Origin of the sequence: Thermus hydrothermalis, from assembly GCF_022760925.1 — a bacterium.
GTDB lineage: Bacteria > Deinococcota > Deinococci > Deinococcales > Thermaceae > Thermus > Thermus hydrothermalis.
The window spans coordinates 62,164-88,720 of sequence record NZ_JAKTNT010000009.1; the positions used below are offsets into that span (position 1 = coordinate 62,164).

At 65.9% G+C, this 26,557-nt stretch carries 29 protein-coding genes and 2 tRNA genes; 19 read left to right on the plus strand and 12 right to left on the minus strand.

Going from position 1 to position 26,557, the window contains the following annotated elements:
* The first annotated feature begins 73 nt into the window (after positions 1 to 73).
* The 5 genes from L0C60_RS07280 (at position 74) to L0C60_RS07300 (ending at position 6,167) form a co-directional block, all read left to right on the plus strand.
* The gene (locus tag L0C60_RS07280) at positions 74 to 1,894 is read left to right on the plus strand and encodes a heme o synthase (RefSeq protein ID WP_234506844.1); all 1,821 of its coding nucleotides are present in this window, start codon (positions 74 to 76) and stop codon (positions 1,892 to 1,894) included.
* 11 nt (positions 1,895 to 1,905) lie between these two features.
* Complete coding sequence (gene coxB / locus L0C60_RS07285; protein ID WP_234506843.1) at positions 1,906 to 2,919, plus strand: cytochrome c oxidase subunit II; 1,014 nt, start codon at positions 1,906 to 1,908, stop codon at positions 2,917 to 2,919.
* 12 nt (positions 2,920 to 2,931) lie between these two features.
* A complete protein-coding gene (gene ctaD / locus L0C60_RS07290) occupies positions 2,932 to 5,307 on the plus strand; it encodes a cytochrome c oxidase subunit I (RefSeq protein ID WP_243092634.1) in 2,376 nt (791 codons plus the stop codon).
* Between the two features lie 58 nt (positions 5,308 to 5,365).
* Entirely contained in the window at positions 5,366 to 6,067 is a 702-nt protein-coding gene (locus L0C60_RS07295) for a hypothetical protein (RefSeq protein WP_234506838.1), read from the plus strand.
* A 24-nt stretch (positions 6,068 to 6,091) separates the two neighbouring features.
* Positions 6,092 to 6,167 (plus strand) — tRNA-Lys (locus L0C60_RS07300).
* Between the two features lie 37 nt (positions 6,168 to 6,204).
* Here the strand turns inward: L0C60_RS07300 and L0C60_RS07305 are convergent.
* The 5 genes from L0C60_RS07305 to folP all read right to left on the minus strand — a co-directional run bounded on the left by L0C60_RS07305 (position 6,205) and on the right by folP (position 9,099).
* Positions 6,205 to 6,281 (minus strand) — tRNA-Arg (locus tag L0C60_RS07305).
* Between the two features lie 139 nt (positions 6,282 to 6,420).
* Positions 6,421 to 6,828 (minus strand): RDD family protein, encoded by a 408-nt coding sequence (locus L0C60_RS07310; protein ID WP_234506836.1) that lies wholly within the window; start codon positions 6,826 to 6,828, stop codon positions 6,421 to 6,423.
* Positions 6,822 to 7,751 carry a signal peptide peptidase SppA gene (gene sppA / locus L0C60_RS07315; RefSeq protein WP_234506834.1) on the minus strand — a complete coding sequence of 310 codons (930 nt, stop codon included), beginning with the start codon at positions 7,749 to 7,751 and terminating at the stop codon, positions 6,822 to 6,824. Before sppA ends, L0C60_RS07310 begins: the two co-directional genes overlap by 7 nt.
* Before the next feature lie 139 nt (positions 7,752 to 7,890).
* Positions 7,891 to 8,277: a dihydroneopterin aldolase gene (gene folB / locus L0C60_RS07320; RefSeq protein WP_234506832.1), complete on the minus strand. Its 387-nt coding sequence runs from the start codon at positions 8,275 to 8,277 to the stop codon at positions 7,891 to 7,893.
* 3 nt (positions 8,278 to 8,280) lie between these two features.
* A complete protein-coding gene (folP, locus tag L0C60_RS07325; RefSeq protein WP_234506830.1) occupies positions 8,281 to 9,099 on the minus strand; it encodes a dihydropteroate synthase in 819 nt (272 codons plus the stop codon).
* 20 nt (positions 9,100 to 9,119) lie between these two features.
* On the opposite strand from folP, the gene L0C60_RS07330 reads away from it, so the two are divergent.
* The 4 genes from L0C60_RS07330 (at position 9,120) to L0C60_RS07345 (ending at position 13,298) form a co-directional block, all read left to right on the plus strand.
* Complete coding sequence (locus L0C60_RS07330) at positions 9,120 to 9,953, plus strand: universal stress protein (protein WP_234506827.1); 834 nt, start codon at positions 9,120 to 9,122, stop codon at positions 9,951 to 9,953.
* Between the two features lie 10 nt (positions 9,954 to 9,963).
* Entirely contained in the window at positions 9,964 to 11,172 is a 1,209-nt protein-coding gene (locus L0C60_RS07335) for an MFS transporter (RefSeq protein WP_234506825.1), read from the plus strand.
* A gap of 90 nt (positions 11,173 to 11,262) precedes the next feature.
* Entirely contained in the window at positions 11,263 to 11,808 is a 546-nt protein-coding gene (locus L0C60_RS07340; protein ID WP_234506823.1) for a TRAP transporter small permease subunit, read from the plus strand.
* Entirely contained in the window at positions 11,805 to 13,298 is a 1,494-nt protein-coding gene (locus L0C60_RS07345; protein WP_234506821.1) for a TRAP transporter large permease, read from the plus strand. The genes L0C60_RS07340 and L0C60_RS07345 overlap by 4 nt, the downstream gene beginning before the upstream one ends.
* A 46-nt stretch (positions 13,299 to 13,344) precedes the next feature.
* Here the strand turns inward: L0C60_RS07345 and L0C60_RS07350 are convergent, their stop codons facing one another.
* The 3 genes from L0C60_RS07350 to L0C60_RS07360 form a co-directional block, all read right to left on the minus strand.
* The gene (locus L0C60_RS07350) at positions 13,345 to 14,424 is read right to left on the minus strand and encodes a TRAP transporter substrate-binding protein (RefSeq protein ID WP_234506819.1); all 1,080 of its coding nucleotides are present in this window, start codon (positions 14,422 to 14,424) and stop codon (positions 13,345 to 13,347) included.
* A gap of 168 nt (positions 14,425 to 14,592) precedes the next feature.
* Complete coding sequence (gene nrdR / locus L0C60_RS07355) at positions 14,593 to 15,063, minus strand: transcriptional regulator NrdR (RefSeq protein WP_234507541.1); 471 nt, start codon at positions 15,061 to 15,063, stop codon at positions 14,593 to 14,595.
* Positions 15,060 to 15,767, minus strand: coding sequence for an SDR family NAD(P)-dependent oxidoreductase (locus tag L0C60_RS07360; protein ID WP_234507539.1), 708 nt, complete (start codon positions 15,765 to 15,767; stop codon positions 15,060 to 15,062). Before L0C60_RS07360 ends, nrdR begins: the two co-directional genes overlap by 4 nt.
* Positions 15,768 to 15,795: 28 nt before the next feature.
* On the opposite strand from L0C60_RS07360, the gene L0C60_RS07365 reads away from it, so the two are divergent.
* Complete coding sequence (locus L0C60_RS07365) at positions 15,796 to 16,275, plus strand: macro domain-containing protein (RefSeq protein WP_234507536.1); 480 nt, start codon at positions 15,796 to 15,798, stop codon at positions 16,273 to 16,275.
* Here the strand turns inward: L0C60_RS07365 and L0C60_RS07370 are convergent.
* Complete coding sequence (locus L0C60_RS07370) at positions 16,272 to 17,129, minus strand: putative Ig domain-containing protein (protein ID WP_234507534.1); 858 nt, start codon at positions 17,127 to 17,129, stop codon at positions 16,272 to 16,274. The genes L0C60_RS07365 and L0C60_RS07370 overlap by 4 nt on opposite strands.
* A 30-nt stretch (positions 17,130 to 17,159) precedes the next feature.
* Between L0C60_RS07370 and dcd the strand changes: the two genes are divergently transcribed.
* Genes dcd through trmH form a run of 5 tightly spaced genes read left to right on the plus strand, consistent with a single transcriptional unit; the run spans position 17,160 to position 20,566 of the window.
* The gene (gene dcd, locus L0C60_RS07375; protein ID WP_234507531.1) at positions 17,160 to 17,705 is read left to right on the plus strand and encodes a dCTP deaminase; all 546 of its coding nucleotides are present in this window, start codon (positions 17,160 to 17,162) and stop codon (positions 17,703 to 17,705) included.
* 3 nt (positions 17,706 to 17,708) lie between these two features.
* Positions 17,709 to 18,311 (plus strand): peptidylprolyl isomerase, encoded by a 603-nt coding sequence (locus tag L0C60_RS07380; protein WP_234507529.1) that lies wholly within the window; start codon positions 17,709 to 17,711, stop codon positions 18,309 to 18,311.
* The gene (locus L0C60_RS07385) at positions 18,308 to 19,387 is read left to right on the plus strand and encodes an ATP phosphoribosyltransferase regulatory subunit (RefSeq protein WP_243092635.1); all 1,080 of its coding nucleotides are present in this window, start codon (positions 18,308 to 18,310) and stop codon (positions 19,385 to 19,387) included. The genes L0C60_RS07380 and L0C60_RS07385 overlap by 4 nt, the downstream gene beginning before the upstream one ends.
* Positions 19,384 to 20,007 (plus strand): ATP phosphoribosyltransferase, encoded by a 624-nt coding sequence (gene hisG / locus L0C60_RS07390; RefSeq protein ID WP_234507525.1) that lies wholly within the window; start codon positions 19,384 to 19,386, stop codon positions 20,005 to 20,007. Before L0C60_RS07385 ends, hisG begins: the two co-directional genes overlap by 4 nt.
* Positions 19,991 to 20,566, plus strand: coding sequence for a tRNA (guanosine(18)-2'-O)-methyltransferase TrmH (trmH, locus tag L0C60_RS07395; RefSeq protein ID WP_234507523.1), 576 nt, complete (start codon positions 19,991 to 19,993; stop codon positions 20,564 to 20,566). The genes hisG and trmH overlap by 17 nt, the downstream gene beginning before the upstream one ends.
* Here the strand turns inward: trmH and L0C60_RS07400 are convergent.
* The gene (locus L0C60_RS07400) at positions 20,556 to 21,509 is read right to left on the minus strand and encodes a branched-chain amino acid transaminase (protein ID WP_234507521.1); all 954 of its coding nucleotides are present in this window, start codon (positions 21,507 to 21,509) and stop codon (positions 20,556 to 20,558) included. The genes trmH and L0C60_RS07400 overlap by 11 nt on opposite strands.
* Positions 21,496 to 22,452, minus strand: a complete 957-nt coding sequence (locus tag L0C60_RS07405; RefSeq protein ID WP_234507519.1) for a hydrogen peroxide-inducible genes activator — start codon at positions 22,450 to 22,452, stop codon at positions 21,496 to 21,498. Before L0C60_RS07405 ends, L0C60_RS07400 begins: the two co-directional genes overlap by 14 nt.
* Positions 22,453 to 22,561: 109 nt before the next feature.
* On the opposite strand from L0C60_RS07405, the gene L0C60_RS07410 reads away from it, so the two are divergent.
* On the plus strand, positions 22,562 to 23,470 hold the full coding sequence (locus L0C60_RS07410) for a manganese catalase family protein (protein WP_234507517.1): 909 nt from the start codon (positions 22,562 to 22,564) through the stop codon (positions 23,468 to 23,470).
* A 9-nt stretch (positions 23,471 to 23,479) separates the two neighbouring features.
* Here L0C60_RS07410 and dprA read toward each other — a convergent pair whose 3' ends face one another.
* Complete coding sequence (gene dprA, locus L0C60_RS07415; protein WP_234507515.1) at positions 23,480 to 24,481, minus strand: DNA-processing protein DprA; 1,002 nt, start codon at positions 24,479 to 24,481, stop codon at positions 23,480 to 23,482.
* An 81-nt stretch (positions 24,482 to 24,562) separates the two neighbouring features.
* Here dprA and era point away from each other — a divergent pair, with 81 nt between their 5' ends.
* The 3 genes from era to L0C60_RS07430 all read left to right on the plus strand — a co-directional run.
* Positions 24,563 to 25,468 (plus strand): GTPase Era, encoded by a 906-nt coding sequence (gene era, locus L0C60_RS07420; RefSeq protein ID WP_234507514.1) that lies wholly within the window; start codon positions 24,563 to 24,565, stop codon positions 25,466 to 25,468.
* Between the two features lie 44 nt (positions 25,469 to 25,512).
* A complete protein-coding gene (locus L0C60_RS07425) occupies positions 25,513 to 26,394 on the plus strand; it encodes an acyltransferase (RefSeq protein WP_234507512.1) in 882 nt (293 codons plus the stop codon).
* The coding region (locus L0C60_RS07430) for a HesA/MoeB/ThiF family protein (protein ID WP_243092637.1) at positions 26,395 to 26,557 on the plus strand (163 nt) is incomplete at its 3' end. It lies immediately after the preceding gene.

Genomic DNA, 26,557 nt, shown 5'->3' on the forward strand with positions numbered 1-26,557 from the left:
CAAATGTACTTCACCCCCGGCGGAAACCTTTTGGCAGAATGGTAGGCGCTACCGTCTGGGGGACGGGTTTCCTATGAGCCAGACCTGGTTTAGCCGCTACGCCTGGGGAATACTCCTTTGGAACGTCCTGGTGGCCCTTTGGGGGGCCTACGTGCGGGCCACGGGCTCGGGGGCGGGGTGTGGGGCCCACTGGCCCACCTGCAACGGGGAGATCATCCCCCGAAGCCCCCAGGTGGAAACCCTCATTGAGTTCACCCACCGGGCCACCTCGGGCTTGGCCTTCCTATCTGTCCTCTTCCTCCTCGTCCTGGCCCTGCGCGCCTTGCCCAAGGGGCATCCCGCCCGGTTTGGCGCTGGGCTTTCCTTCCTCTTCATGGTCACGGAAAGCCTCGTGGGGGCCTCCCTGGTCCTCTTCGGCTGGACCGCCCACAACGTGAGCGCCGAGCGGGCCGTGGTGCAGATGGTCCACCTGGCCAACACCTACTTCCTCCTGGCCGCCCTGGCCCTCACCGCCTGGTGGGCCTCGGGAGGTGCCCCTTTGCGCCTGAGGGGCCAAGGGGCGGTGGGGTGGGCCCTCCTTCTTGGGCTACTCGCCCTCCTTTTCCTGGGCATGAGCGGGGCGGTCACCGCCCTGGGGGACCTCCTTTTCCCCGTGCGGAACACCCTGGAGGCCCTGGAACGCTCCTTAACCCCGGGGGAGCACTTCCTGGTGCGCCTTAGGGTGCTCCACCCCCTCATCGCCGTGAGCGTGGGGCTTTACGTGGTCTTCGCCGGCTTCCTCGTGGCCCACCTCCGCCCCTCGGAGGCCACGAGGCGCCTGGCCCAGGGCCTGGCCTACCTCTACGGGGTCCAGCTTTTGGCGGGCTTGGTGAACGTCTGGCTCAAGGCCCCCGTGTGGATGCAGATCCTCCACCTCTTCCTGGCCTACGCCGTGTGGCTTCTCTTTGTCCTCCTCATGGCCTCGAGCCTGGCCCAAGGGACGAGGCGGGTGGAGCTAGGGGAGGGCCAGGGGGCCCAGGTCCACCGGGGCACCGGGGGGGCCACCTGGAAGGACTACTTGGCCCTCACCAAGCCCAGGGTCATCAGCCTTCTCCTCCTCACCACCCTCCTCGCCATGCTCATCGCCGCCAAGGGGTGGCCGGGGACCGGGCTTTTCCTGGCGGTGGCCCTGGGCGGCTACCTAATGGCGGGAGCGGCCAACGCCATCAACATGGTGGTGGACCGGGACATTGACGCCCGCATGAAGCGTACCGCCAAAAGGCCCACGGTGACCCAGAAAATCTCCAGCCGTGATGCCCTCCTTTTCGCCTTCGCCCTCGCCCTCTTGGGCTTTGGCCTCCTTTGGTGGTCCGCCAACCTCCTCACCGCCACCCTGGCCCTTATGGGCCTCATCTGGTACGTTCTGGTCTACACCCTTTACCTCAAGCGGCGCACCTGGCAGAACATCGTCATCGGCGGGGCGGCGGGGGCCTTCCCGCCCTTGGTGGGCTGGGCGGCGGTGACGGGGGAGCTGAACCTCTTCGCCTGGTACCTCTTCGCCCTCATCTTCTTCTGGACCCCCGTGCACTTCTGGGCCTTGGCCCTCATGATCCAGGACGACTACCGGGCGGTGGGGGTGCCCATGCTGCCCGTGGTCCTGGGGGAGCGGGTCACGGTGATGCAGATCGCCCTTTACGCCCTCCTCACCGCCTTGATCTCCCTCATGCCCCTTCTTTTGGGCGAGTTGGGCCTGGTCTACCTCCTCCTCAGCCTGGCCCTGAACGCCCTCTTGTTGCTCAAGGCCCTTGCCCTCTACCGCCAGCCCGAGCGGAGGACGGCGGTTTCGCTGTATAAATACTCCATGCTCTACCTGGCCCTCTTGTTCGTGGCCATGGCGGTGGACCGGGTGCTTTAGGGAGGGAGTGGATGAAGCGAGCGTTTGCGGCCCTAAGTCTTTTCGGTTTAGTCCTAGCCCAGGAGGCCCACCGGGTGGCCATCACCCACCCCTTTTCCCCGGTGAACCGGGAAACCAACCACCTCCTGGTCTGGGTCCTGGTCTTCTCCGTGCTCATCTTCGGCGTGGTGGCGGGCGCCTTGGCCTACATCACCTGGAAGTTCCGCGCCCACCCGGGCCAGCAGGGCGAGCCGCCCCAGATCCACGGGAACGACCGCCTCGAGGTCATCTGGACCCTGATCCCCCTGGCCATCATCCTGGTCCTCTTTGGCCTCACGGCCCGGGCCCTCATCCAGGTGAACCAACCCATCCCGGGGGCCATGAAGGTGGAGGTCACGGGGTACCAGTTCTGGTGGGACTTTAACTATGCGGAGCTTGGCTTCCGCAACTCCAACGAGCTCATCCTGCCCGTGGGGGTGCCGGTGGAGCTGGAGGTGACCTCCAAGGACGTGATCCACTCCTTCTGGGTGCCGGGCCTTGTGGGCAAGCAAGACGCCATTCCGGGACAAAAGACTCGGATACGTTTTGTAGCGGAGAAGCCGGGCAACTATTACGGCTTCTGCGCCGAGCTCTGTGGGCCAAGCCACGCCCGCATGCTCTTCCGGGTCTTGGTGGTGCCCAAGGAGGAGTTTGAGCGCTTCGTGGAGGCGGCCAAGAACTACACCCCCCCCGTGGCCGACGCCCGTGGGCAGGAGGTGTTCCAGCAAAACTGCATGGCCTGCCATGGGGTGCAGGGGAAGATGCCCCCGGCGGTCATCGGTCCCGAACTCGCTTTCGTGGGGAACCGGGTGAGCCTGGGGGCGGGTATCGTGGACAATACCCCTGAGCACCTCAAGGCATGGATCAAGGACCCCGCCGCCATGAAGCCTGGGGTCAAGATGCCGGGCTTCCCCCAGCTTTCCGAGGAGGACTTGGACGCCTTGGTGCGCTACCTGGAGGGGCTTAAGGTGGAGGGCTTTGACTTCAAGGCCCTGCCCAAGTTCTAGGGAGGTTTGAGGATGGCCATTACCGCAAAGCCCAAGACCAGCGTGTGGGCGGTTCTTTGGGACCTGCTCACCACCGTGGACCACAAGAAGATCGGCCTGATGTACACCGCCACCGCCTTCTTCGCCTTCGCCCTGGCGGGGGTCTTCTCCCTCGTCATCCGGGCGCAGCTGGCGGTGCCCAACAACACCCTCCTTACCGGGGAGCAGTACAACCAGGTCCTCACCCTGCACGGGGCCACCATGCTCTTCTTCTTCATCATCCAGGCCGGGCTCACCGGCTTCGGCAACTTTGTGGTGCCCCTGATGCTGGGGGCGCGGGACGTGGCCCTGCCCCGGGTGAACGCCTTCAGTTACTGGGCCTTCCTGGGGGCCATTATCCTCGCCCTCATGAGCTTCTTCTTCCCCGGCGGGGCCCCGGCGGTGGGCTGGACCTTCTACTACCCCTTCTCCGTGCAGTCGGGGAGTGGGGTGGATTTCTACATGGCGGCCATCCTCCTCCTGGGCTTCTCCAGCCTCCTGGGCAACGCCAACTTCATCGCCACCATCTACAACCTCAGGGCCCAGGGGATGAGCATGTGGAAGATGCCCATGTACGTGTGGAGCGTCTTCGCCGCCAGCGTCCTCAACCTCTTCAGCCTGGCGGGGCTCACCTCGGCCACCCTTCTGGTCCTTTTGGACCGCAAGATCGGCCTTTCCTGGTTTAACCCGGACATCGGGGGTGACCCCGTTCTCTTCCAGCAGTTCTTCTGGTTCTACTCCCACCCCACGGTCTACGTGATGCTCCTCCCCTACCTCGGCATCCTGGCCGAGGTGGCCTCCACCTTCGCCCGCAAGCCCCTTTTTGGCTACAAGCAGATGGTCTGGGCCCAGATGGGCATCGTGGTCCTGGGCACCATGGTCTGGGCCCACCACATGTTCACCGTGGGGGAGTCCACTGTCTTCCAGATTGCCTTCGCCTTCTTCACCGCCCTCATCGCCGTGCCCACGGGGGTGAAGCTCTTTAACCTCATCGGCACCCTGTGGGGCGGGCACCTGCAGATGAAGACCCCGCTCCTTTGGGTTTTGGGCTTCATCTTCAACTTCCTTCTGGGGGGGATTACCGGGGTCATGCTCTCCATGACCCCCCTGGACTACCAGTTCCACGACTCCTACTTCGTGGTGGCCCACTTCCACAACGTGCTCATGGCGGGCTCGGGTTTTGGGGCCTTCGCCGGGCTTTACTACTGGTGGCCCAAGATGACGGGCCGCATGTACGACGAGCGCCTGGGCAAGCTCCACTTCTGGCTCTTCCTCGTGGGCTACCTGGTGGTCTTCCTGCCCCAGTACGCCCTGGGCTTTTTGGGCATGCCCCGGCGCTACTACACCTACAACGCCGACATCGCCGGCTGGCCCGAGCTCAACTTCATCTCCACCGTGGGCGCCTTCATCCTGGGCTTGGGCGGGCTTGTCTGGATCTACGCCATGTGGAAGAGCCTCCGCTCCGGCGAGAAAGCCCCGGAGAACCCCTGGGGCGGCTACACCCTGGAGTGGCTCACCGCCTCCCCGCCCAAGGCCCACAACTTTGACGTGGTGCTTCCCAAGGAGTTCCCCTCCGAGCGGCCCCTTTATGACTGGGCCAAGAAGGGGGTGGAGCTGAAGCCCGAGGACCCGAGCCACATCCACCTGCCCAACAGCTCCTTCTGGCCCTTCTACGCCGCCGCCACCCTCTTCGCCTTCTTCGTTTCCGTGGCGGCCCTGCCCGTGCCCAACGTCTGGATGTGGGTCTTCCTGGCCCTCTTCGCCTACGGCCTCGTGCGCTGGGCCTTGGAGGACGAGTACAGCCACCCGGTGGAGCACCACACCCTTTCCGGCAAGTCCAACGCCTGGATGGGGATGGCCTGGTTCATCGTTTCGGAGGTGGGCCTCTTCGCCATCCTCATCGCCGGCTACCTCTACCTAAGGCTTTCCGGGGCGGCCACGCCTCCTGAGGAGCGGCCCGCCCTTTGGCTCGCCCTTCTCAACACCTTCTTCCTGGTGAGCTCCTCCTTCACGGTGCACTTCGCCCACCACGATCTCCGTAGGGGCCGGTTCAACCCCTTCCGCTTTGGGCTTCTCATCACCATTATCCTGGGCGTCCTCTTCTTCCTCTTCCAGGCGTATGAGTTTTACCAGTTCTACCACCACTCCTCCTGGCAGGAGAACCTCTGGACCGGGGCCTTCTTCACCATCGTGGGCCTCCACGGCCTGCACGTGGTGATCGGTGGCTTTGGTCTGGTTCTGGCCTACCTCCAGGCCCTGCGGGGCAAGATCACCCTCCATAACCACGGCACCCTCGAGGCCGCCAGCATGTACTGGCACCTGGTGGACGCCGTGTGGCTTTTCATCGTCGTCTTGTTCTACGTCTGGTAAGGCCACCAACCCCCTTTTCCCCCGCCCTTGGCGGGGGATTTTGCTATTTAAGGGAGAGATGCGGCTTTTGGTGGTGGACTTTGACTACTTTTTCCCCGTGCCCCAGGACTCCCGCCAGCCCGAGGCTCACCTCTACGCCTGGGCCCATTTTGAAACCCCTTACTACCTTCAGGAGGCTTGGGAGGCCCGGGCTTTAGCCTTCTTGCTCCGGGGCCTACCCTTGCCCGAGGCCCAGGGATGGGAGGGGTTTTGGGAGCGCTTTTGCTTTGCCCCGGGGGCCCGGCTTTTCTACGCTGACTCCAACGCCCTGGCTTTCCACCCTAGGGTGCGGGAGGGGGTGGAGGAGGTGGTGCTCTTTGACGCCCACCACGATGCCGGATACCGCCCTTTGGGGGAAGAGCCCGCCTGCGACGACTGGATGGTTTTCTATGCCCGCCAAGGGGCGAGGCTTACCCTTTACTACCCCCCCTGGCGGGACCCCTCCTTGGAGCCCGAGCCCCAGGTGCCCGTGGTGCGGCTTCTGGACCCGGGGGGAAAGGTGGAGGGGGTTTTCCACCGCGCCTTCCTCTGCCGCAGCGGGGCCTGGGTGCCCCCGTGGGTGGACCCCGCCTTTTTCGCCTTTTTGGAGGCGGCCCCCTTGCCCAAGGAGGCGCTAGAACCCGTGAAGCCCAGGGAGTTACGGGTGGAAGCCCTAAAGGCCAGGGTGCGGGAGGAGGGGCTTGGCCTTTGGATCATGGACGCCTTGCGCAAGCCTCGCTAGAGGGCTATAATCGCTAGGGCTTGGGGGCCGTTAGCTCAGCTGGCAGAGCAACCGACTTTTAATCGGTAGGTCGCAGGTTCGAATCCTGCACGGCCCACCACCCAAAGAAAACCCCCGGGGAGCACCCGGGGGTTTCTTGGCGGGCCCGAGAGGATTCGAACCCCTGACCTGCTGATCCGTAGTCAGCCGCTCTATCCAACTGAGCTACGGGCCCAAGCCGAACCTAAAGGTAGCACGAAGGGGTTCTTGCTGTCAATTGGTGCGGTTTCTCTAGGTCCTTCCTGCCCGAGCCCGCTTTCCGGGATAGGGGAGTTGGAAGGCAGGCATCCCTCGGGTAGGCCCTGAAAGGGCGCCTATGGGTTTTTCCCATATACCACCAAGGTATCGGCGATGAGGTCGTGCCACGCTTGGCGTTTGGGATGGAAGAAGGCCCAGAAGTAGCCGAGTAGAAGGGGCAGGGTGGAAAGGGTCTTGCCCACCACCTCCCGCATGAAGGCTGTGAGCCAGTCCACCGGTTTGCCGTCCAGCCGCACCACCTTTATCCCCAGGAGCATTTTTCCGGGGGTGGCCCCATAAAGGGCGGTGAAGGCCACGTAGTAGGCCCAGCCGGGAAGCCACTGAAAGAGGAGGTCCTGGGCTAAGGTGGTGGGGCCCAAGGGGTTTACCCCTGCTAGGGCCATGAGGAGGAGGGAGAGGGGCACGAGGATCAGGCTGTCCAGCAAAGAAGCCACGAGCCGCCGCCAGGGGCTTGCCACTACCATAGCCCACCTCCCAGATAACGGTATTCCAGGCGGAAGCGGCTCTGCGAGAGGAGGCCAAGGAGCGCTTCCGCCTCGCTCAGGCCAAGGGGGTTATCCTCGCCAACGAGCTCCTGGAGGAGGCCCTTGGGCTTCTCATACCGCACGAGCTGGAAGGCGCTGAGGCCAGCGAGCTCCGCCGCCCTTTTGGCGGCGTCCTCCAGGTAGCCTTCCCGGTCTGCAAGGCCCAGGGCCACCGCTTGCTTGCCCGAGTAGATGCGGCCATCCGCCAGTGCCCGCACCCTTTCCAGGGGAAGGTTTCTTCCCTCGGCCACCCGCTTGAGGAAGAGCTCGTAGGCTTCCCGCATGTAGGCCTTTAGCACCGCTTTCTCCTCCGGGGTCAGGGGCTTGAGTCCGGAGGCCATGTCCTTGAGGGCGCCCTCCTTCAGGACTTCCACCCTGAGGCCCAGCTTTTCCAGAAGGCCGCTCACCTCGGGAATGACGGAGATGACCCCGATGGAACCCGTGAGGGCCGTCGGTGGGGTGAAGATTTCCTGGGCGGCGGTGGCGGCGTAGTAGCCGCCGCTTGCTGCCACGCTGCCGAAAGCAGCCACGAGGGGCTTGGCCTCTGCCACGGCCTTCAGGGCTCGGTGGATGGCTTCGGTTTCCGTGACCCCGCCCCCAGGGCTGTCCACCCGGAGGACCACGGCCCGGACGGTTTCGTCCTCCCGGGCTTGGCGCGCTTGGGAGAGAAAGTCCTCCAAGGCTTTGCCTGTGGGGATGCTCCCCTTTAGCTCCAGGAGGAGGACCTTTTCCCCTGCGCCGTAAAGGGGGGCTTCCCGCCAGGCCCGGTTTTCCCGGGAGGCGGTAAGGCGTCCTAGGCCTACCGCCACGAGGGCTAGGACCAAAAGAAAGAGAAAAAGGGCTAGCCAACGTTTTCGGTTCATGTCCCCAGTAAAACACCCGGTGTTCCAGAAGACAACCGGTGTGGCTTGGGGGCAAAGCCCGGCTAGCCCGGGATGGCTGGACCCACGAAGGGGCGGGTCTAAAGGGGAAGGGCGGAAGCTTGCAAAAGCACCAGAAGGTCTACGGTTCCGAGGTTTCGCCTATCGGCATCATCCCCCGGCTTTTGGTCACCTCAGCGTACACGTCACGGAAAACGCCCGGGATGGGGGCGTGGGGCTTGTGCACCCGCACCCGCACTCCCTGAAGGCGGGGAAAGGCCGCCAGAAGGGCCTCCGCCAGGTGGTCCGCCAGGGCCTCAATGAGGTAGAAGCGGCGGTGGCGCACCGCCTCCTCCACCAAGGCGTAGACGGCGGCGTAGTCCACCGTCTCCTCCAGCCGGTCCCCCTTGCCCTCAAAGGCCACGGTAAGCCAGAGGTCCACCACAAACCGGGCCCCAAGCCGCCCCTCCTCGGGCATAACCCCGTGGCGGCCATAAAACTCCAACCCCAAAAGCGCAATGGTCCCCACGCCTCACCCCAAAAGGGCATGCCACACGGCAAGGGCCTCCCGGTGGGCGGCCACATCGTGCACCCGGAGGATCCTCGCCCCCTTCAGGACGGCGAAGAGGTGGGCAGCCACAGAGCCCACTAGGCGCCTATCGGGCACCTCCACCCCCGTGAGTTCCCCGATGGTGCGCTTGCGGGATAGCCCCACCAGCACCGGGTGCCCCAGGGCCACGATCTCCTCCAGGCGCTTTAGGAGGGCGAGGTTGTGCTCCAAAAGTTTCCCGAAGCCAAACCCTGGGTCCAGGACCACCTGGGGCACCCCAGCGCGTAGGGCCCTTTCCGCCTGGGCCTTGAGGAAGTCCCGCACCTCCCGCACCACGTCCCCGTAGCGGGCGTGGGCCATCATGGTCTTGGGGTCGGGCATGGGCATGTGCATGATGACGGCGGGCACCCCGAACCGGGCAGCCAGGGCCACCATGCGCTCGTCCCGAAGGCCCGTCACGTCGTTCAGGAGGTGGGCGCCAAGCTTTAGGGCCTCCTCCGCCACCTCGGGCTTGCGGGTGTCCACGCTCACCGGCACCCCCAAGGTCAAGACCGCCTCCAGCACCGGGAGAAGCCTCCTTTTCTCCTCCTCCACGGGCACGGGGTCCGCCCCGGGCCGGGTGGACTCGGCCCCCAGGTCCAGGATGTCCGCCCCCTCCGCCACCATGGCCTTGGCCCGCGCCAAGGCCTTTTCCGGGTCCAGGTAGCGCCCCCCATCGGAGAAGGAGTCGGGGGTCAGGTTGAGGATGCCCATGAGGAGGGGGCGGTCCAAGGGAAGGGCGCGGTCCCGAAGCCTAAGCACGTTTGGATTATAGTGAACGCATGCGGCTCCTGGCGGCGGTGGACCTGGGAGAGGCCCTCGAGGCCCTGGTGGCCACGGCCCGCCACCTGGAAAGGGGGCTTGGGGTGGAGGCCGAGCTTTTGCACGTGGTGCCCACCCCTTACTTTGACGCCCTGGCCCAACGCTTCCCCGAGCTAAAGGAGGCCTTGGCGGCCGCCCTGGAGCAGGCGGAGGCCAAGGTGCGGGAGGCCCTTTCGGCCACGGGGATAAGGGCCACGGTCCTCCGGGGCTTTCCCGCCCAGGTGGTGGCGGGGGAGGCGCAAAAAAGCCGCCTGGTCCTCCTGGGGCAACGGGCTACGGGGACCCTCGAGGCCCTGGCCCGGGGCGGCCTGGCCCGCTACCTCCTCCACCGGGGGGAGGTGCCCGTCCTCCTCCTGCCCAAGGCCCTGACCCATATCCGGCGCATCGCCGTGGGCCTGGACGAAAGCCCAGCGGCCCTCGCCGCCTTCCGGGTGGCGGAGGCCTGGGGCAAGGCCTTGGGGGCCGAGGTCTTCGCCCTCCACCTGGTGAGCGGCAAGGGGGGGTGTTGCTTCCCCACCTACCTGGACCCGGAAAGGCTTTCCCTGGCGGAGGTGTTGGAGCGGGCCAAAGCCTTCCTGGGAGGCCTCCTCAAGGCCACGGGGGTGGTGGAGGTTTCCCCGGGAGAGGACGAGCTGGACCTGGTGCGCCTGGCCCAGGCCCGGCAAGCCGACCTCTTGGTCCTGGGCTCCAAGGCCAAAAGCACCTGGCGCCACCGCCTTGGGCGCATGGTAGAGGCGCTTTCCACCCAAAGCCCCCTGCCCCTTTTGGTGGTGCCCGAGGCCACGGTCTGGTAAGGTAAAGCCCATGCGCCACGGGCCTGGGTGGTTCCTCCGCCTCTCCGCTTACTGGTTCGCCACCAGCTTCAAGTGGTTCCTGGTCCTCTTGGTCCTCCTTCCCGCCAAGGTGGCGGAGCTCTCCCCTCCCGAGGAGAAGGCGAGCCGCCTGGGCTTCCTCTTCGCCTTAGGGGCGGTGATGGCCATCCTGGGCCCGCCCCTCATGGGCTACCTCTCGGACCGCCTGGGGAAAAGGCGGCCCTTTCTCCTTTGGGGTAGCCTCCTCACCGCCTTGGCCCTGGTGCTCCTCGTCCACGCCCCTAGCTACGGGGTGCTCCTTCTTTCCTACCTCCTCCTCCAGGTGGCGGACGACCTGGCCACGGGGCCCTATAGCGCCCTCATCCCCGACCTGGTGGCCAAAGGGGAGCGGGGCCAGGCCTCGGGCTACATGGGGGCGCTCCAGGTATTGGGCCAGGTCCTGGGGGGCGCTATGGGCTTCCTCCTTCCCCTTGCGCCCCAGGCCTATGTAGCCGCCCTCCTCAACCTCTTGGGGGCGGGGCTTAGCCTTCCCCTGGTCCCCGAGGCCCTGCCCCACCGCTCCCGGCGCCCCTTCCTCGAGGCCATGGCCGCCCCCTGGCGGGATAGGGACTTCCTCCTCGTCTACCTCACCCGCTTTTTGGTGATGCTGGGCTTCTACCTGGCCCAGACCTACCTCCAGTACTACCTGGCCGACGTGGTGCGGACCTTCCAGGCCCTGGGCCGCACCCTCACGGAAGAACCCTTCCAGGCAGTAGCCCTGCTAGGCCTCCTCATCTCCTTGGGAGCCGGGCTTGCCAGCGTCCCCGCCGGCCGGGCCTCGGACCGGCTTGGGCGCAAGCGGCTCATCTACCTCTCGGGGGCGGGGCTTGGGGCCATGATGCCCTTTATCCTCCTCTTTCCCCGTTACGACCTCCTCCTCGCCCTTTCCCTCCTCTTCGGGCTCTTCTACGGGATCTACCTGGCGGTGGACTGGGCCTTGGTGGCGGATGTACTCCAAGACCCCAAGGCCCACGCCACGGACATGGGCCTCTGGCAGACCTCCATCGTGGTGCCCCAGGTGTTGGCCGGCGCTTTCGGCCGGCCCATAGACCTCCTGAACGCCCGGGAAGAGGGCCTCGGCTACCTGGTCCTTTTCCTCCTGGCCGGGGGGTTCTTCCTTATGGGAGCCTTCCTGGTGGCCCCCATCCGCCGGGCCCGGTAGGGAAAAGTTTGGAAAAGTTGCCTTCAGGACGCATTGACACCCACTTCCCTCCCCGGTAGGATGGGGCCGGTTTTCTTGGGGGGTAAGAATATGCGCTTTTTCTTGGGTTTATCCCGCACCATAGACGCCCTTACGGAAGGGGTGGGACGGCTTGTGGTCTGGCTCGTCCTCCTGGTGGCCCTCCTCTCCGCCGGCAACGCCATCCTGCGCTACGGCTTCAACTACAGCTCCAACGCCTACCTCGAGGCCCAGTGGTATATGTTCAGCCTCATCTTCCTCCTGGGGGGAGCCTATGCCCTTAAGCACAACGCCCACGTGCGGATAGACCTCCTCTTTGGCCGCCTTAGCCGCCGCACCCAAGCCTGGATTGACGTGGTGGGCACGGTGCTTTTCCTCCTCCCCATGGCCCTTGGGGTGCTCTACCTGGCCTGGCCCTGGGCCATGAGCTCCCTGGCCATCCGGGAGGTGTCCCCGGACGTGGGGGGCTTGCCCCGCTGGCCCATCAAGCTGGCCGTCCTCCTCGGCTTCGCCCTTTTGCTCCTCCAGGGCATCTCGGAACTCATCAAACGCATCGCCTTCCTCACCGGGTACCGCGCCACCCCTTGGGACGAGGAGGAGAAGGAGGTACAGGAATGAGCCTAGAAACCCTCATGCCCCCCCTGATGTTCCTCGCCCTCGTAGTCTTCCTGCTTTCTGGCTATCCCGTGGCCTTCTCCTTGGGGGCGGTGGGCATCGTCTTCGGCTTTTTGGGCATCGCCCTGGACCTCTTCCCGGCGCCCCTGCTTCGGGCCATGCCCGACCGCATCTTCGGCATCATGTCCAACCAGCTCCTCCTAGCCATCCCCTTCTTCACCTTCATGGGCATCATCCTGGAAAGAAGCGGGCTGGCGGAGGACCTCCTGGACACCATGGGCAAGCTCTTTGGGCCCCTAAGGGGAGGCCTCGCCCTGAGCGTGGTCTTCGTGGGGGCCATCCTCGCCGCCACCACGGGGGTGGTGGCGGCGAGCGTCATGGCCATGGGCCTCATCTCCTTGCCCGTGATGCTCAAGTACGGCTACAACCCCCGCCTGGCCAGCGGGGTCATCCTGGGCTCCGCCACCTTGGCCCAGATCATCCCCCCAAGCGTGGTCCTCATCGTCCTGGCGGACCAACTGGGGGTGAGCGTGGGGGACATGTACCGGGCGGCCCTGATCCCGGCGGGGCTCACCGTGGCCCTTTACTTCCTCTACGTCATCTACGTGGCCCTCTTCCGGCCCCAGTGGGCTCCTGCCCTCCCGCCCGAAGCCCGTCCCGACGCCGGCAAGGAGGGGCAGGCGGCCTTCGCCCTCCTCTCCTACCTCCTGGTGGGGGTGGGGGCCTGGCGGGTGGGGGAGTTTCTGCACCTTCCCGGCTGGCTCGAGGGCCTGGAGGTCCTACTGGGCCTGGGCCTTTGGACCCTTTTCCTCCTCCCCTGGATCCGGAAAAACCCCCTCCTCCGGAGGGCCCTCCTCTCCATGGTGCCCCCCTTGGTCCTCATCTTCCTGGTCCTGGGCACGGTGCTCATCGGCCTCGCCACCCCCACGGAGGCCGGGGCCATGGGCGTGGTGGGGGCCTTGCTCCTCGCCGCCCTAAACCGCCGGCTTTCCTTCCCCGTGCTCTACGGGGCCATGGAGGGTACGGCCCGCCTCACCGCCTTCGTCATCTTCATCCTGATCGGCTCCACCCTCTTCAGCTTGGTCTTCCGGGGCGTGGACGGGGACCTCTGGGTGGAAGGCTTCCTCACGGGGCTTCCGGGGGGCGAGGTGGGCTTCATCCTCTTCGTCATGGTCCTCGTCTTCCTCCTGGGCTTCTTCATTGACTTCTTTGAGATCGCCTTCATCGCCCTGCCCCTCCTCGCCATCGGGGCCGACGCCTTGGGGATTGACAAGCTCTGGTTTGGTCTACTGGTGGGGGTGAACCTCCAGACCTCCTTCCTCACTCCCCCTTTCGGCTTCGCCCTCTTCTACCTCAGGAACGTGGCCCCCAAGGAGGTGAAGACGGCGGACATCTACCTGGGGGGCATCCCCTTCATTGGGCTCCAGCTTCTGGTCCTCCTCCTCACCTATCTCCTGCGGGAGCCCATCCTCGCTTTCGTCCGGGGCTACTAAAAGAAACCCCCCCCGGGAAAGCCCGGGGGGGTATAGGTTTTCCCCCTTAGGAAGCGGGGAAGGCGAACTGCTCGTAGCCGAGCTCCGCCACCCCGAACCAGCGGTACTGCTCCTCCCGGAAGGCCTTCCAGGCGGTGTAGACCTTGCGGTAGGTGGCGTCCTTGGCCGCCTCCTCCTCGTACCAGTCAAAGGCCGCTTTCTGCGCTGCCCGCATGACCTCGGCGGGCCACTTCCTGAGGCGCACCCCGGCCTTGATGAGGCGTTGCAGGGCGGGGGCGTTCACCCGGTCGTACTTGGCCATCATCCACTGGTTGGCCTCCGCTGCCGCCACCTCAAAGGCCTGCTGGTACTCCTTGGGCAAGCGTTGCCATTCCCGGAGGTTCACGTAGAAGGAGAGCATGGGCCCGGGCTCGTGCCATCCGGGGTAGTAGTAGTAGCGGGCTACTTTGTAGAAGCCGAGCTTCTCGTCATCGTAGGGGCCCACCCACTCGGCGGCGTCCACCACGCCCCGCTCCAGGGCTGGGTAGATGTCCCCGCCCGCCAGGACCTGGGGTACCACGCCCAAGCGGCTCATCACCTGGCCCCCAGGCCCGGGGATGCGCATCTTGAGGCCCTTGAGGTCCGCCAGGCCCCTAATCTCTTTGCGGAACCAGCCCCCCATCTGCACCCCGGTGTTGCCGCCCGGGAACTGGATGATGCCGAAGTCAGCGAAGATGGGGCGGAAGAGCTCAATGCCACCCCCGTGGTACATCCAGGCGTTCTGCTGCCTGGCGGTGAGGCCGAAGGGCACCGAGGTGTCAAAGGCCAGGACCGAAGCCTTCCCCACGAAGTAGTAGCTGGCGGTGTGCCCCACCTCCACCGTGCCCTGCTGCACGGCGTCCATCACCTGAAGCCCGGGTACGATCTCCCCCGCCTGGTAGGCCCGGATCTGGAAGCGGCCTCCCGTGAGGGCGGAAACCCTTTCCGCCAAGACCTCCGCCGCCCCGTAGATGGTGTCCAGGCTCTTGGGGAAGCTGGAGGCCAGGCGCCAGCGCACCTGGGGCTGCGCCTGGGCATAGACCGTACCGAACGCTGCGCTGGCCGCTACGCCGATACCCGCCTTCTTCAAGAAATCACGCCGTTTCATTTTGACCTCCTTCGCGGTCCGGGGGGATTATACCCTACCAGGGGGCCAGTAGCGCAAGACCATTCGTAACCGGCTTCTCCTCTAAGCCTCCCTCCTGGGAGTATACCCCTGGGCGTTTGGCTTCCGGATCTGGGTTTGCATATTTACAAACGAGGAATTGAGGACTTTTTAACCCTCTTCTGCGCCTGAAGAAGGGCCTGCGCTAGAAAGCCGGCGGATCTCCTCAATGAAGCGCTCCACGGAGTCAAACTCCCGGTAGACGGAGGCGAAGCGGATGTAGGCCACGTGGTCCAGGTCGCGCAGGAAGGCCATGGCCTTAAGGCCGATCTCCTCGGAGGAAATCTCGGGGCCCGCCACCTGGTCCTCAAAGGTGTAGGCGAAGCGCCGCAAGGTTTCCTGGTCCACGGGCCGCTTCTCGCAGGCCAAAAGGAGGCCCCGGAGGAGCTTGTCCGGGTTGAAGGGCTCTTTACGCCCATCCCGCTTCACCACCATCAGGGGTTCTAGTTGCGTGCGCTCGTAGGTGGTGAAGCGGCGGCCGCAACTCGGGCATTCCCGGCGGCGGCGGATGGCCGTCCCCTCGTCGGAGGGGCGGGAGTCCACCACGCGCGTGTCGGGATGGGCGCAGTAAGGGCATTTCATGGGACTTCCCGCAGGAGCTCGTAGACCTCGGGGGAGGTGGGGGGTTCGGGCAGTTGCACCTCCAGGACCACCCCCCGGATGCCCTCGGAAACCATGGACCCAAGGCCCAAGGCAGCCCGCACCAAAGCCTGGTCGTAGGCCTCCCCCACGGGGTCGCGGGAAGGCACCACCCCGTTCACCCGCACCCCGGGGAAGGTACGGCTCGCTCCCTCAATGAGCCCTTCCACCGCCTTGCGCACGGAGAGGGTGTGGGGCTCCATGCGGGCGGAAGGGGGCAGGACCAGGGTGACGAACCCGCCCCCCGCCAGGTGGCGCAGGCCGTATTGCAGGACGTAAAGGCTGCTCTTCACGTCCTGGCTCATGAGGTCGTACCACTCCCCTTCCAAAAGCTCCACGAAGGGGGTCTTGCTCTCGGCGGTGGTCACGTGGACGATGCCGTCCAAAAGGCCGAAGAGCTCCTCCACCTTCTCAAAGGTGCTGGTCACGTCCAAGACCACGCTCATGTCCCCCCGGATGGGTATGGCCGTGGCCCCCAAGGCCTCCACCTCGGAGGCCACCGAGGTGGCCAGTTCCACGTCCGGGTCCACGGCGATGACCGTGGCCCCGTTCCGCCCGTAGCCGTGGGCGATGGCCCGCCCGAAGCCCCGGCCAGCCCCGGTCACCATGACGATCCGCCCCTCGAGGCCCAACAGGTCCCGTGACATCAGGCCCATTGTAAGGGAAAATAAGGGCATGGCCCGAATCCGCGTGGCCCAAGGGGACATCACCGGGTTCCAAGGGGACGCCATCGTCAACGCCGCCAACAACTACCTGAAGCTGGGGGCAGGGGTGGCGGGGGCCATCCTGCGCAAAGGGGGGCCCTCCATCCAGGAGGAGTGCGACCGCATCGGCAAAATCCGCGTGGGGGAGGCGGCGGTCACGGGGGCAGGGAACCTCCCCGTGCGTTACGTGATCCACGCCGCCGTCCTGGGGGACGAGCCCGCTAGCCTGGAAACCGTGCGCCAGGCCACCCGGAGCGCCTTAGAGAAGGCGGTGGAGCTCGGCCTAAAGACCGTGGCCTTCCCCCTTTTGGGCACCGGGGTGGGAGGGCTTCCCGTGGCGGAGGTGGCCCGGGTGATGCTGGAGGAGATCAAGAAGGCCCCGGACACCCTGGAGGTAACCCTCTACGGCTACCGGGAAGAGGACGCCGAGGCCATCCGCCGGGCCCTTTAGGGCGGCGTTTCGGCGGGCGGAGGGGGGGTGGTCTCGGCCTTAGGGAAGTAGCCTTCCTGCAGGGCTTTGAGGTCCTCCCCGTCCACCTTCCCGTCCCCGTTCTGGTCCCCCTTGAGCCCCTGGCCCTCCTTGCCCAGGTTCTGCGCCACCTCCCAAAGGGCGGCGAAGGGTTTGCCCCGGGGCAAGGGCTGGCCTAGGGGCTTCCCCTCCTTGTCGTAGAGGACCGCCTTGGGGGAAAGCCTGGGGGTGAGGGGCTTCGCCGGGGTGAGGAGGAGGCGGAAGGCCTCCTGGTCCTTGATGGGCTTGGCGAAGGCCATGTCCAGGCGCAAAAGCCCCGAGGCGGGGTCAAAGTCCAGGAGGTAAGCGGGGCTTAGCGCCTTAAGGCTTTCCAGGGCAGGGGTCAGGTCCTTCAGGAGTAGCTCTAGCTGGAAGCCCACCGCCTCCCTTACCTCCACCCGCCCAAGGAGGAGGAAGGGGGCCTCCACCTGGGCCTGGGGGGCCACCAGGGTAAGCCTGGGCGGGGGCGGGTCGGAGACGGTGAGGGTGAGCTTCTGGGCCCGGCTGTTCTTGGCCCCGTCCTCCACGGTAAGGATGAGGGGGAACTGGCCCTTTTCCTTGGGCACCCCGCTAAGCCGCCCCCCCTGGAAGGCGAGGCCCTGGGGGAGCCTGCCCTCCAGGCTGAAGCTATAAGGCCTCACCCCCCCCTCGGCGCTGAAGGCGGCGCTATAGGGCTCGCCCAGATAGGCGGGGGGGAGGGTGGTGGCGGTGAGGCGGAGGGCCTCGAGGCCCGTGCCACCCGGGTCCTGGGTACCGCAGGCGGCCAAGAGGAGAAAAAGGGGCCAGGCCTTGCGCATAAGCAAAGTCTAGCGGCTATAGTTGAAGGCATGGTTAAGCCGGACTGGTGGATCCGGGAGATGGCCAAAAAGGGGATGATAGAGCCCTTTGAGGAGAGGCTCGTGCGGGAAGGGGTCATTAGCTATGGCCTTTCCTCCTTCGGCTATGACCTAAGGGCCGCCCCGGAGTGGAAGATCTTCACCAACGTCTTCTCCACCGTGGTGGACCCCAAGAACTTTGACGCGCGGAGCTTCGTGGAGTACGAGGGGGAGGAGGTCATCATCCCCCCCAACTCCTTCGCCCTCACCCGGAGCATTGAGTACATCCGCATGCCGGAAAACGTGATCGCCATCGCCCTGGGCAAGAGCACCTATGCCCGGTGCGGCATCGTGGCCAACGTCACCCCCTTGGAGCCGGGCTGGGAGGGGCACGTGACCCTGGAGATCTCCAACACCACCCCCCTCCCCGCCAAGGTCTACGCCGGGGAGGGCATCGTGCAGATCCTCTTCCTGGAAGGCCCGAGGCCCGAAACCACCTACAAGGACCGCAAGGGCAAGTACCAGGGGCAAAGGGGCATCACCCTGCCCCGGGTGTAGGCTATGGGGGTGCGCGTCCTCCTCTTGTTTCTCGTTTTCCTTAGCGCCTGCAAGGGTGAGAGCATGAAGCCCCTTCCCTACCTTTCGGAAAAGCCCGTGCGCTCCTTCAAGGCCCCTGAGCCGGTGCTGGAAGCGGGCAAGGACTACTACGCCCGCCTCAAGACCACCCAAGGGGATATCCTCTTGGACCTCCTGGAGAAGGAAACCCCCAACACGGTGAACTCCTTCGTCTTCCTGGCCCTTCACCGCTACTTTGACGGGGTGGTCTGGCACCGGGTCATCCCCGGCTTCGTGGCCCAGACGGGGGACCCCACGGGCACGGGCCGGGGCGGGCCCGGCTACACCTTCGGCCTGGAGATCGTCCCGGGCCTGGCCTTTGACCGGGAAGGCCTGGTGGGCATGGCCCGCACCCAGGACCCCAACTCCAACGGGAGCCAGTTCTTCATCACCCTGGCCCCCACCCCCCACCTCACGGGGCAGTACACCCTCTTCGCCCAGGTGGTGGAGGGGATGGAGGTGGTGCGCCGCTTAGCCCCCACGGAGGGCCTCGGGGCCAAGGCGGTGCCGGACCGCATCCTTAGCGTGGAAATCCTCGTGAAGGAATGATCCCCGAAGGCACCCGCTTCCTCCTCCCCCCCGAGGCTAGGCTCAAGGCCGAGCTCCAGGGGCGGCTCCAGAAGCTTTTCTGGCAACACGGCTACGAGCCCGTGGAGCTCCCCGCCCTCGAGGCCTTTGACCCCGGCCATCCCCTGGCGGAAAGGGCCTTCAAACTGGTGGACAAGACGGGGGAGGTGCTCGCCCTAAGGAGCGAGTTCACCACCCTCCTGGCCAAGCTCCTAAGGCCCCACCTGAAGGAGGGGGTCCACCGCTTCCAGTACGCCGGGGCCCTTTGGCTTAGGGAAGGGGATGCGGAGCTCGGGCGGCTTCGCGAGTACACCCAGGTGGGGCTAGAGCTCATCGGGGCCACGGGGCCCAAGGCGGATGCGGAGGTCCTCCACCTGGCCTTCGCCGCCCTCGAGGCCCTGGGGGTGGAAGGGGTGGTGGAGGTGGGCCTGCCGAGCCTGGTGGGGGAGGTGCTCAAGGCCTCGGGCCTCCCGGAAGGGGCTAGAAGGGCGGCGCAGGCCGCCATCCACCGCAAAAACCTCCCCGAGCTTTCCGCCCTCCTTGCCCACCACCCCGTGCCGGAGGGGGCGAAAAAGGCCCTCCTGGCCCTTCCCGACCTCTACGGGGGGCAGGAGGTCCTAAAGGAGGCCAAGGCCCTCCCCCTTCCCCCCAAGGCCCAAAAGGCCCTGGCCGACCTGGAGAGGACCCTGGCGCTTCTGGAAAGGCCCGTCCTCCTGGATCTGGGCATGGCCCGGCGGTACGAGTACTACTCGGGCATCTTCTTCCGGGCCTACACCCCGGGCTTCGGCCTGCCCCTTCTGGGGGGCGGGCGGTACGACGGGGCCCTTTTGCCTAAGGCGGCGGGCTTCGCCTTAGGGGTGGAACGGGCCCTGGAAGCCCTAAAGCTTCCCCAGGCGGAGGAGCCTCCAGAAGTCTTGGCCCTGGACCTAAAGGCCTTCCGCCGCTTCGCCCGGGAAAGGCGGGTGGAGCTTTTCCACGGGGAAGACCCCCTGGCCTACGCCAAGGCCAAGGGCATCCCCTACCTGGCGGAAGGGGAGCGCATCTGGGAGGTTTCGTGAAGCGCTACACCCTCACCGTGGCCCTGCCCAAGGGAAGGATGTTCCAGGAGGCCTACGAGGCCCTCCTGCGGGCGGGCCTTCCCCTTCCCCCCATCCAAGACCCCCGGGCCCTCCTCCACGGGGAGGAAGGGGGCGTGGCCCTCCTGGAGCTCCGCAACAAGGACGTGCCGGTCTACGTGGACCTGGGCATCGCCGAGATCGGGGTGGTGGGGAAGGACATCCTCCTGGACTCGGGGCGGGACCTCTACGAGCCCGTGGACCTGGGCTTTGGCGCCTGCCGGCTTTCCCTTATAAGGCGCCCTGGGGACACCTCCCCCATCCGCCGCATCGCCACCAAGTACCCCAACTTCACCGCCCGCTTCCTCAAGGAACGGGGCTGGGTGGCGGACGTGGTGGAGCTTTCCGGCAACATTGAGCTCGCCGCGGTCACGGGCCTGGCGGACGCCGTGGTGGACGTGGTGCAGACCGGGGCCACCCTAAGGGCGGCGGGGCTTATAGAGGTGGAGGTCCTCGCCCACTCCACCGCCCGGCTCGTGGTGAACCGGCAGGCCCTGAAGCTCAAGCGCTCCCTCCTCAAGCCCCTCATCGCTAAGCTGAGGAACCGTGACCGAGGCCCGTAGAAAGCGCATAGAGGAAGTGCTAAGGAAAAGGCAGCCCGACCTCACGGTGCTCCTGGAGAACGTGCACAAGCCCCACAACCTCTCCGCCATCCTCCGCTCCTGCGACGCCGTGGGGGTCCTCGAGGCCCACGCCGTAAACCCCACGGGGGGCGTGCCCACCTTCAACGAGACGAGCGGGGGAAGCCACAAGTGGGTCTACCTCCGGGTCCACCCAGACACCCCCTCCGCCTTCCGCTTCCTCCGGGAAAAGGGCTTTCGCATCTACGCCACCGCCCTCCGGGAGGACGCCCGGGACTTCCGCGAGGTGGACTATACCAAGCCCACCGCCATCCTCCTGGGAGCGGAGAAGTGGGGGGTTTCCGAGGAAGCTTTGGCCCTGGCGGATGGGGCCATAAAGATCCCCATGTTCGGGATGGTGCAAAGCCTCAACGTGAGCGTGGCGGCGGCGGTCATCCTCTTTGAGGCCCAACGGCAACGCCTACAGGCGGGGCTCTACGAAAGGCCCCGCCTGGACCCCGAGCTTTACGAGAGGGTGCTGGCGGACTGGCTCAGGAAGTGACGTAGGTAAGCCAGCCCTCGTACTCGGGCCGCCTGCCCGTCACCACCTCCAAATAGACCTGCCGCAGGCGCAAGGCAATGGGCCCTGCGGTGCCCTGGCCGATGGGGCGCCAGTCAATCATGGACACGGGGGTTACCTCCGCGGCGGTGCCCGTCATGAAGACCTCGTCCGCCATGTAGAGCTGGTCGCGGGTGGCCCGCACCACCTGGACCTCGTAGCCCAGGTCCTTGGCGAGGCGGATCACCGTGTCCCGGGTGATGCCCTCGAGGTTCACCGAGTGCTCCAGGGCGTAGATGACCCCGTCCCGCACGAAGAAGAGGTTCTCCCCGCTCCCCTCGGCCACGTAGCCCTCCTCGTCCAGAAGGAGGGCCTCGTCGGCCCCTGCGGCCACCGCCTCCATCTTGGCCAGGGCGGAGTTCACGTAGTTCCCCCCCACCTTGGCCTTGCCCGGCATCACGTTGGCGGGGAAACGGGCCCAGGAGCTGGTGATGAGCTTGGCCCCTTTCCGCACCGCCTCCTCGCCCAAGTAGGCTCCCCACTCCCAGGCGGCCACCATGACCTCCGCCGGGTTGTTGGGCAGGGGGTTTACCCCCAAGGCCTTCGCCCCCATCCAGGCCAGGGGGCGGATGTAGCAACTTTTGTAGCCGTTTCGCCGCACCACCTCCTTGATGGCCTCCTCCAACTCCTCGGGGGCGAAGGGGATTTCCATGCGGAGCACCTTGGCGGAGTTATAGAAGCGCCGCACGTGCTCCTTCAGGCGGAAGATGGCGGGGCCTTTGGGGGTTTCGTAGGCCCGGATGCCCTCAAAGACGCTGGTTCCATAGTGCAGGGCGTGGCTTAGAACGCTGGTCTTGGCCTCCTCCTGGGGTACCAAGGCCCCGTTCATCCAGATAAGCCCCGCTTTGATGTGCACGTCCCCGCCTTTGGCCTCAGGCTTGGTCATGGCGAACCTCCGCCCCCATCATAACGCCTTCTTCCCCCGTGGAAAAAAGGCGTAGGGCGGTGAAGACCTCCCGGGCTTCCCGCGCCAAGGCCTCGGCCACCGGGGCCTTGAGGCTTCCCTCCCGGAGGAGGAGGTAGACGGTGCGCCCGGCCCCGGGGAAAAGGAGGGGCCTTAGGTGGGCCCGCTTCTCGGGAGGGAGGGTCCAGAGGGCCACCTCCGGCAGAAGGGTAAGCCCCCCTACCTCCTCCACCAGGCGGATGAGGGTTTCCAGGTCCCCGCTTTGGAACTCCACGGCCCGTTTCCGGAGGCTTGGCCGGCAGACGGAAAGGACCTGGTCGCGGAAGCAGTGGCCTTCGGAAAGCACCCAGGTGTCCTCTAGCGGGATCTCCAGGGGATGGAGCGCCGCCTTGGCATAGAGGGGATGGCGTGGGGAAACGTAGGCCAGGAAAGCCTCGGTGAAGAGGGGGTAGGCTTTGAGGCCCGGTACCCTTTCCTCTGTGCCCACAAGCCCGGCGTCCAGATGGCCCTCCTCGAGGCCCCTAAGGATGCCCGGGGTGAGCTCCTCCCGCACCGTCACCTCGAGGGCCGGATGCTTTTCCATAACCCGCGGGAGGAGGCGGGGGAGAAGGTAGGGAGCCAGGGTGGGGATGACCCCGATACGAAAGGGTCCTTGGAATACCCCTTCCTCCCCCCGGGCCAAGGCCTCTAGGCGCTCTACCTCCTCTAGCACCCGCCGCGCCTGGGCCACCACCGCTTGTCCCACCTCTGTGGGCTTGCCCTTTCTGCGGTCAAAGAGGCGCACGCCCAAGGCTTCTTCCAGCTTGCGGATCTGGACGCTCAGGGCGGGCTGGGTAAGGTACACCCGCTCCGCTGCCCGGGTGAAGTTTCCCTCCTCGGCCAAGGCCAGGAGGTAGCGTAGCTGGTCCAAGGTGACTTTCTTCATAGCTATATTTTATGGGAAGGGAAAGCACAATCTATTGGACTTATAGATCCCACCTGCCTAAGGTGGAAGGTGCCGGGCGGGAAAGCCCGCCCAGGCAAAGGAGGTGGGTATGTTTCTGAGGATAGACCGGTTGCAGATTGAGCTGCCCATGCCCAAGGAGCAAGACCCCAACGCCGCCGCTGCGGTGCAGGCGCTTCTTGGCGGGCGCTTCGGGGAGATGTCCACCCTGATGAACTACATGTACCAGTCCTTCAACTTCCGGGGGAAGAAGGCGCTCAAGCCCTACTACGACCTCATCGCCAACATCGCCACGGAGGAGCTCGGGCACATTGAGCTCGTTTCCGCCACCATCAACAGCCTCCTGGCCAAGAACCCCGGAAAGGACCTGGAGGAAGGGGTGGACCCTGTGAGCGCCCCGCTGGGCTTCGCCAAGGACGCCCGCAACGCCGCCCACTTCATCGCCGGGGGTGCCAACACCCTGGTGATGGGGGCCATGGGGGAGTACTGGAACGGGGAGTACGTCTTCACCAGCGGCAACCTCATCCTGGACCTTCTCCACAACTTCTTCCTGGAGGTGGCGGCCCGTACCCACAAGCTGCGGGTTTACGAGATGACGGACAACCCCGTGGCCCGGGAGATGATCGGTTACCTCCTGGTGCGGGGTGGGGTCCACGCCGCCGCCTACGGCAAGGCCCTGGAAACCCTTACCGGGGTGGAGATGACCAAGATGCTCCCCATCCCCCGGATTGACAACAGCAAGATCCCCGAGGCCAAGAAGTACATGGACCTGGGCTTCCACCGCAACCTCTACCGCTTTAGCCCCTCCGATTACCAGGACCTGGGCCTCATCTGGAAGGGGGCTTCCCCCGAGGACGGGAGCGAGGTGGTGGTGGTGGACGGCCCCCCCACGGGCGGCCCGGTGTTTGACGCCGGCCACGACGCCGCCGAGTTCGCCCCCGAGTTCCACCCTGCCGAGCTCTACGAGATCGCCAAGAAGCTCTACGACAAGGCCAAGTAACGCCTCTCTCTAGCCTGGCCCGTAGCGCCCTCCGGGAAGGGCCCGGGCCAGGCCCTTGAGTTCCAGGAGGGTGAGGAGGGAGAGCACCCTTTCCGGGGCGAACCCCGTAGCCTGGGCCAGGTCCTCCGGCAAGGCTTCCCCCTGGCAAAGGAGGGCGTAAAGGGTGGCCTCTTCCGGGGAAAGCTCCGGCGCAACCTTGGGCTTAGGGGAAAACCCCAGGTAGGAAAGGACGTCCCCGGCCTCGAGGACGGGGTACGCCCCGTCCTGGATGAGGCGGTTCGTCCCCAAGGAAGCGGGGTCCGTGGGGCGGCCTGGGACCGCCAGCACCTCCTTTCCCAGTTCCAAGGCGTGTTTGGCCGTGATGAGGGCCCCGGAGTCCAAGGGGGCCTCCACCACCAAAACCGCCCGGGCAAGCCCTGCGATGAGGCGGTTCCGCCTGGGGAAAAACTCGGGCTTAGGCCCCGTCCCCAAGGGAAACTCGGAAACCAGGTCCATGCGCTCCGCCAAAGGGCGGTGTTCCGGCGGGTAGACCCGGTCCAGGGCGCTTCCCAAGACGCCCAAGCTCCGCCCGCCCCCTTCCAAAGCGCCCAGGTGGGCTTCCCGGTCTATACCCCGGGCGAGGCCCGAAACCACCCAAAGCCCCGCCTCCGCCAGCTCCCGGGCGAGCCTCCGGGTGAAGCCTAGGGCCCAGGCGGAGGCCTTACGGGTACCCACGATGGCCACCGCCTGCGCCTCCTCGGGGAGCTCTCCCCGAAGGTAAAGGTGCGTGGGGGGCTGGGGAAGCCTTTTTAGGCTTTCGGGAAAGCCCTCCTCCCAGAGGCCAAGGATGCGCACCCCCAAAGCCTCCGCCCGCCTCCGTTCCCGTTTGGCGCGCCTTTCCGCCTCCGGGTAAAGGCTTGCCGCCTCGGGAAAGCGCTCCCTTAAAAAGGCCAGGGGGTCTTCCCAGGAAAGCGCCTCCAGGAGCCGCTTGGGGCCAATCCCAGGCAGGAAGGCCAGGGCCAAGGGGTCCACGGCCTGGAGTATACTGAAAAGCCTGGAAGGTCCGGCTTCTGGCCTCTGGGCCAATCCCAAGAAGCCGGGATCACCTAAGCCATGAGCGAAAAGACGTATTCCGGTTTCATCGCCATCGTGGGCAAGCCCAACGTGGGCAAGTCCACCCTCCTCAACAACCTCCTGGGGGTCAAGGTGGCCCCCATCAGCCCCAAGCCCCAGACCACGAGGAAGCGCCTTAGGGGCATCCTCACCGAGGGGAACCGCCAAATCGTCTTCGTGGACACCCCGGGCCTGCACAAGCCCATGGACGCCCTGGGGGAGTTCATGGACCAGGAGGTCTACGAGGCCTTGGCGGACGTGAACGCCGTGGTCTGGGTGGTGGACCTGCGCCACCCCCCCACCCCGGAGGACGAGCTGGTGGCCAAGGCGCTCAAGCCCCTGGTGGGCAAGGTGCCCATCCTCCTGGTGGGCAACAAGCTGGACGCTGCCAAGTACCCCGAGGAGGCCCTTAAGGCCTACCACGCCCTCTTGCCCGAGGCCGAACCCCGGATGCTCTCCGCCTTGGACGAGAAGCAGGTGGCGGGGCTTAAGGCCGAACTCCTGGCCCTGTTGCCCGAGGGTCCCTTCTTCTACCCCGAGGATTTCGCCAAAAGCGACCAGGACTTCGGGGAATGGGTGGCGGAGATCATCCGGGAAGAGGCCATGAAGCGCCTCTGGCACGAGGTGCCCTACGCCATCGCCGTGAAGACCGAGGAGGTGGCGGAGCGGGAGAACGGGGTCTTGTACATCAAGGCCCTCCTCTACGTGGAACGGCCCTCGCAAAAGGGCATCGTCATCGGGGAGGGGGGGCGGAAGCTCAAGGAAATCGGCCAGGCGGCCAGGAAGCAGCTAGAGGTCTTCCTGAACCGGAAGGTGTACCTGGACCTCGAGGTCAAGGTCTACCCCGACTGGCGCAAGGACCCCGAGGCCCTACGGGAGCTCGGCTACCGCTCCTCCATAGGGTGAGCCCAGGGGTTTTCCCTTGGGCAAGGGAAGGGTAGCATAACCCTATGCCCTGGCTCCTTCCCCGCGAAATCGCCCCCCTGCACCAGAAGGCCCTGGACCGCTACCTGGGAAGCCTCACGGAAAGGCTTTCCGACCCCAGCGTGGACCGGAACGCCCTGGTGCGGGAGGAGCTTGCCCGCCTCCTCTATGGCCGGCCTTACGAGGAGCTCTTGGAGGTAAATCCCCTGGGGGCCCTGGCCCTGGACCCCGAGGGGATCACCTTTGAGGCGGAGTACTACGCCGCCACTGACCTGGAGAAGTTCCGAAAGGTGAAGCCTCTCCTCTGGTTCTGGAAGGTGTTGGACCTCACCCCCATCGGGCAGTCTGTCCATTCCGGGGTAGCCCTAAGGCGGGCGCTCGCCCCCTTCATCTTCAAGCGGGTGGGGAAAAACCCCAAGTTCTTCCAGAACGTGGAGTTCTCCGTGGGCTACAACCTGGAGCTAGGGGACGACGTGGTGGTCCACCGCTACGTCTTCCTGGACGACATCGGGGGGATTAAGATTGGCGACCGGACCTCGCTTTCCGACTACGTGAACGTCTACAGCCACACCCACCACGTCCTGGCCTCCCCCGACGTGACCCTGAAGGAAACCATCATCGGCAGCGGGGTGCGCATCACCTACCACGCCACCATTTTGGCCGGGGTGCGCATCGGGGACGACGCCATGGTGGGGACGGGAGCGGTGGTCACCCGGGACATCCCGCCCCACGCCATCGCCCTAGGCATCCCCGCCCGCCCCGTGCGCTACAAGGTGCGCCACGAATGCCCCTACTGCCGCAAGGGGGAGGCTCACCCTTCGGACCTCATCCCCAAGCTTCCCGACCGCAAGGGCAACCCCGACTACCCCGACTTCCTCCCCCCCGGCTTCGGCACCCGGGAGGCTTAGATGTGGACCAAGGAGGAACTGGACCGCTACCACCGGCAGATGATCCTGCCCCAGGTGGGGCCCGAGGGGCAGGCGCGGCTTCGGGAAGCCTCCGTGGCCGTGGTGGGGGCCGGGGGGCTTGGGGTGCCCGTCCTCCAGTACCTGGTGGCGGCGGGGGTGGGGC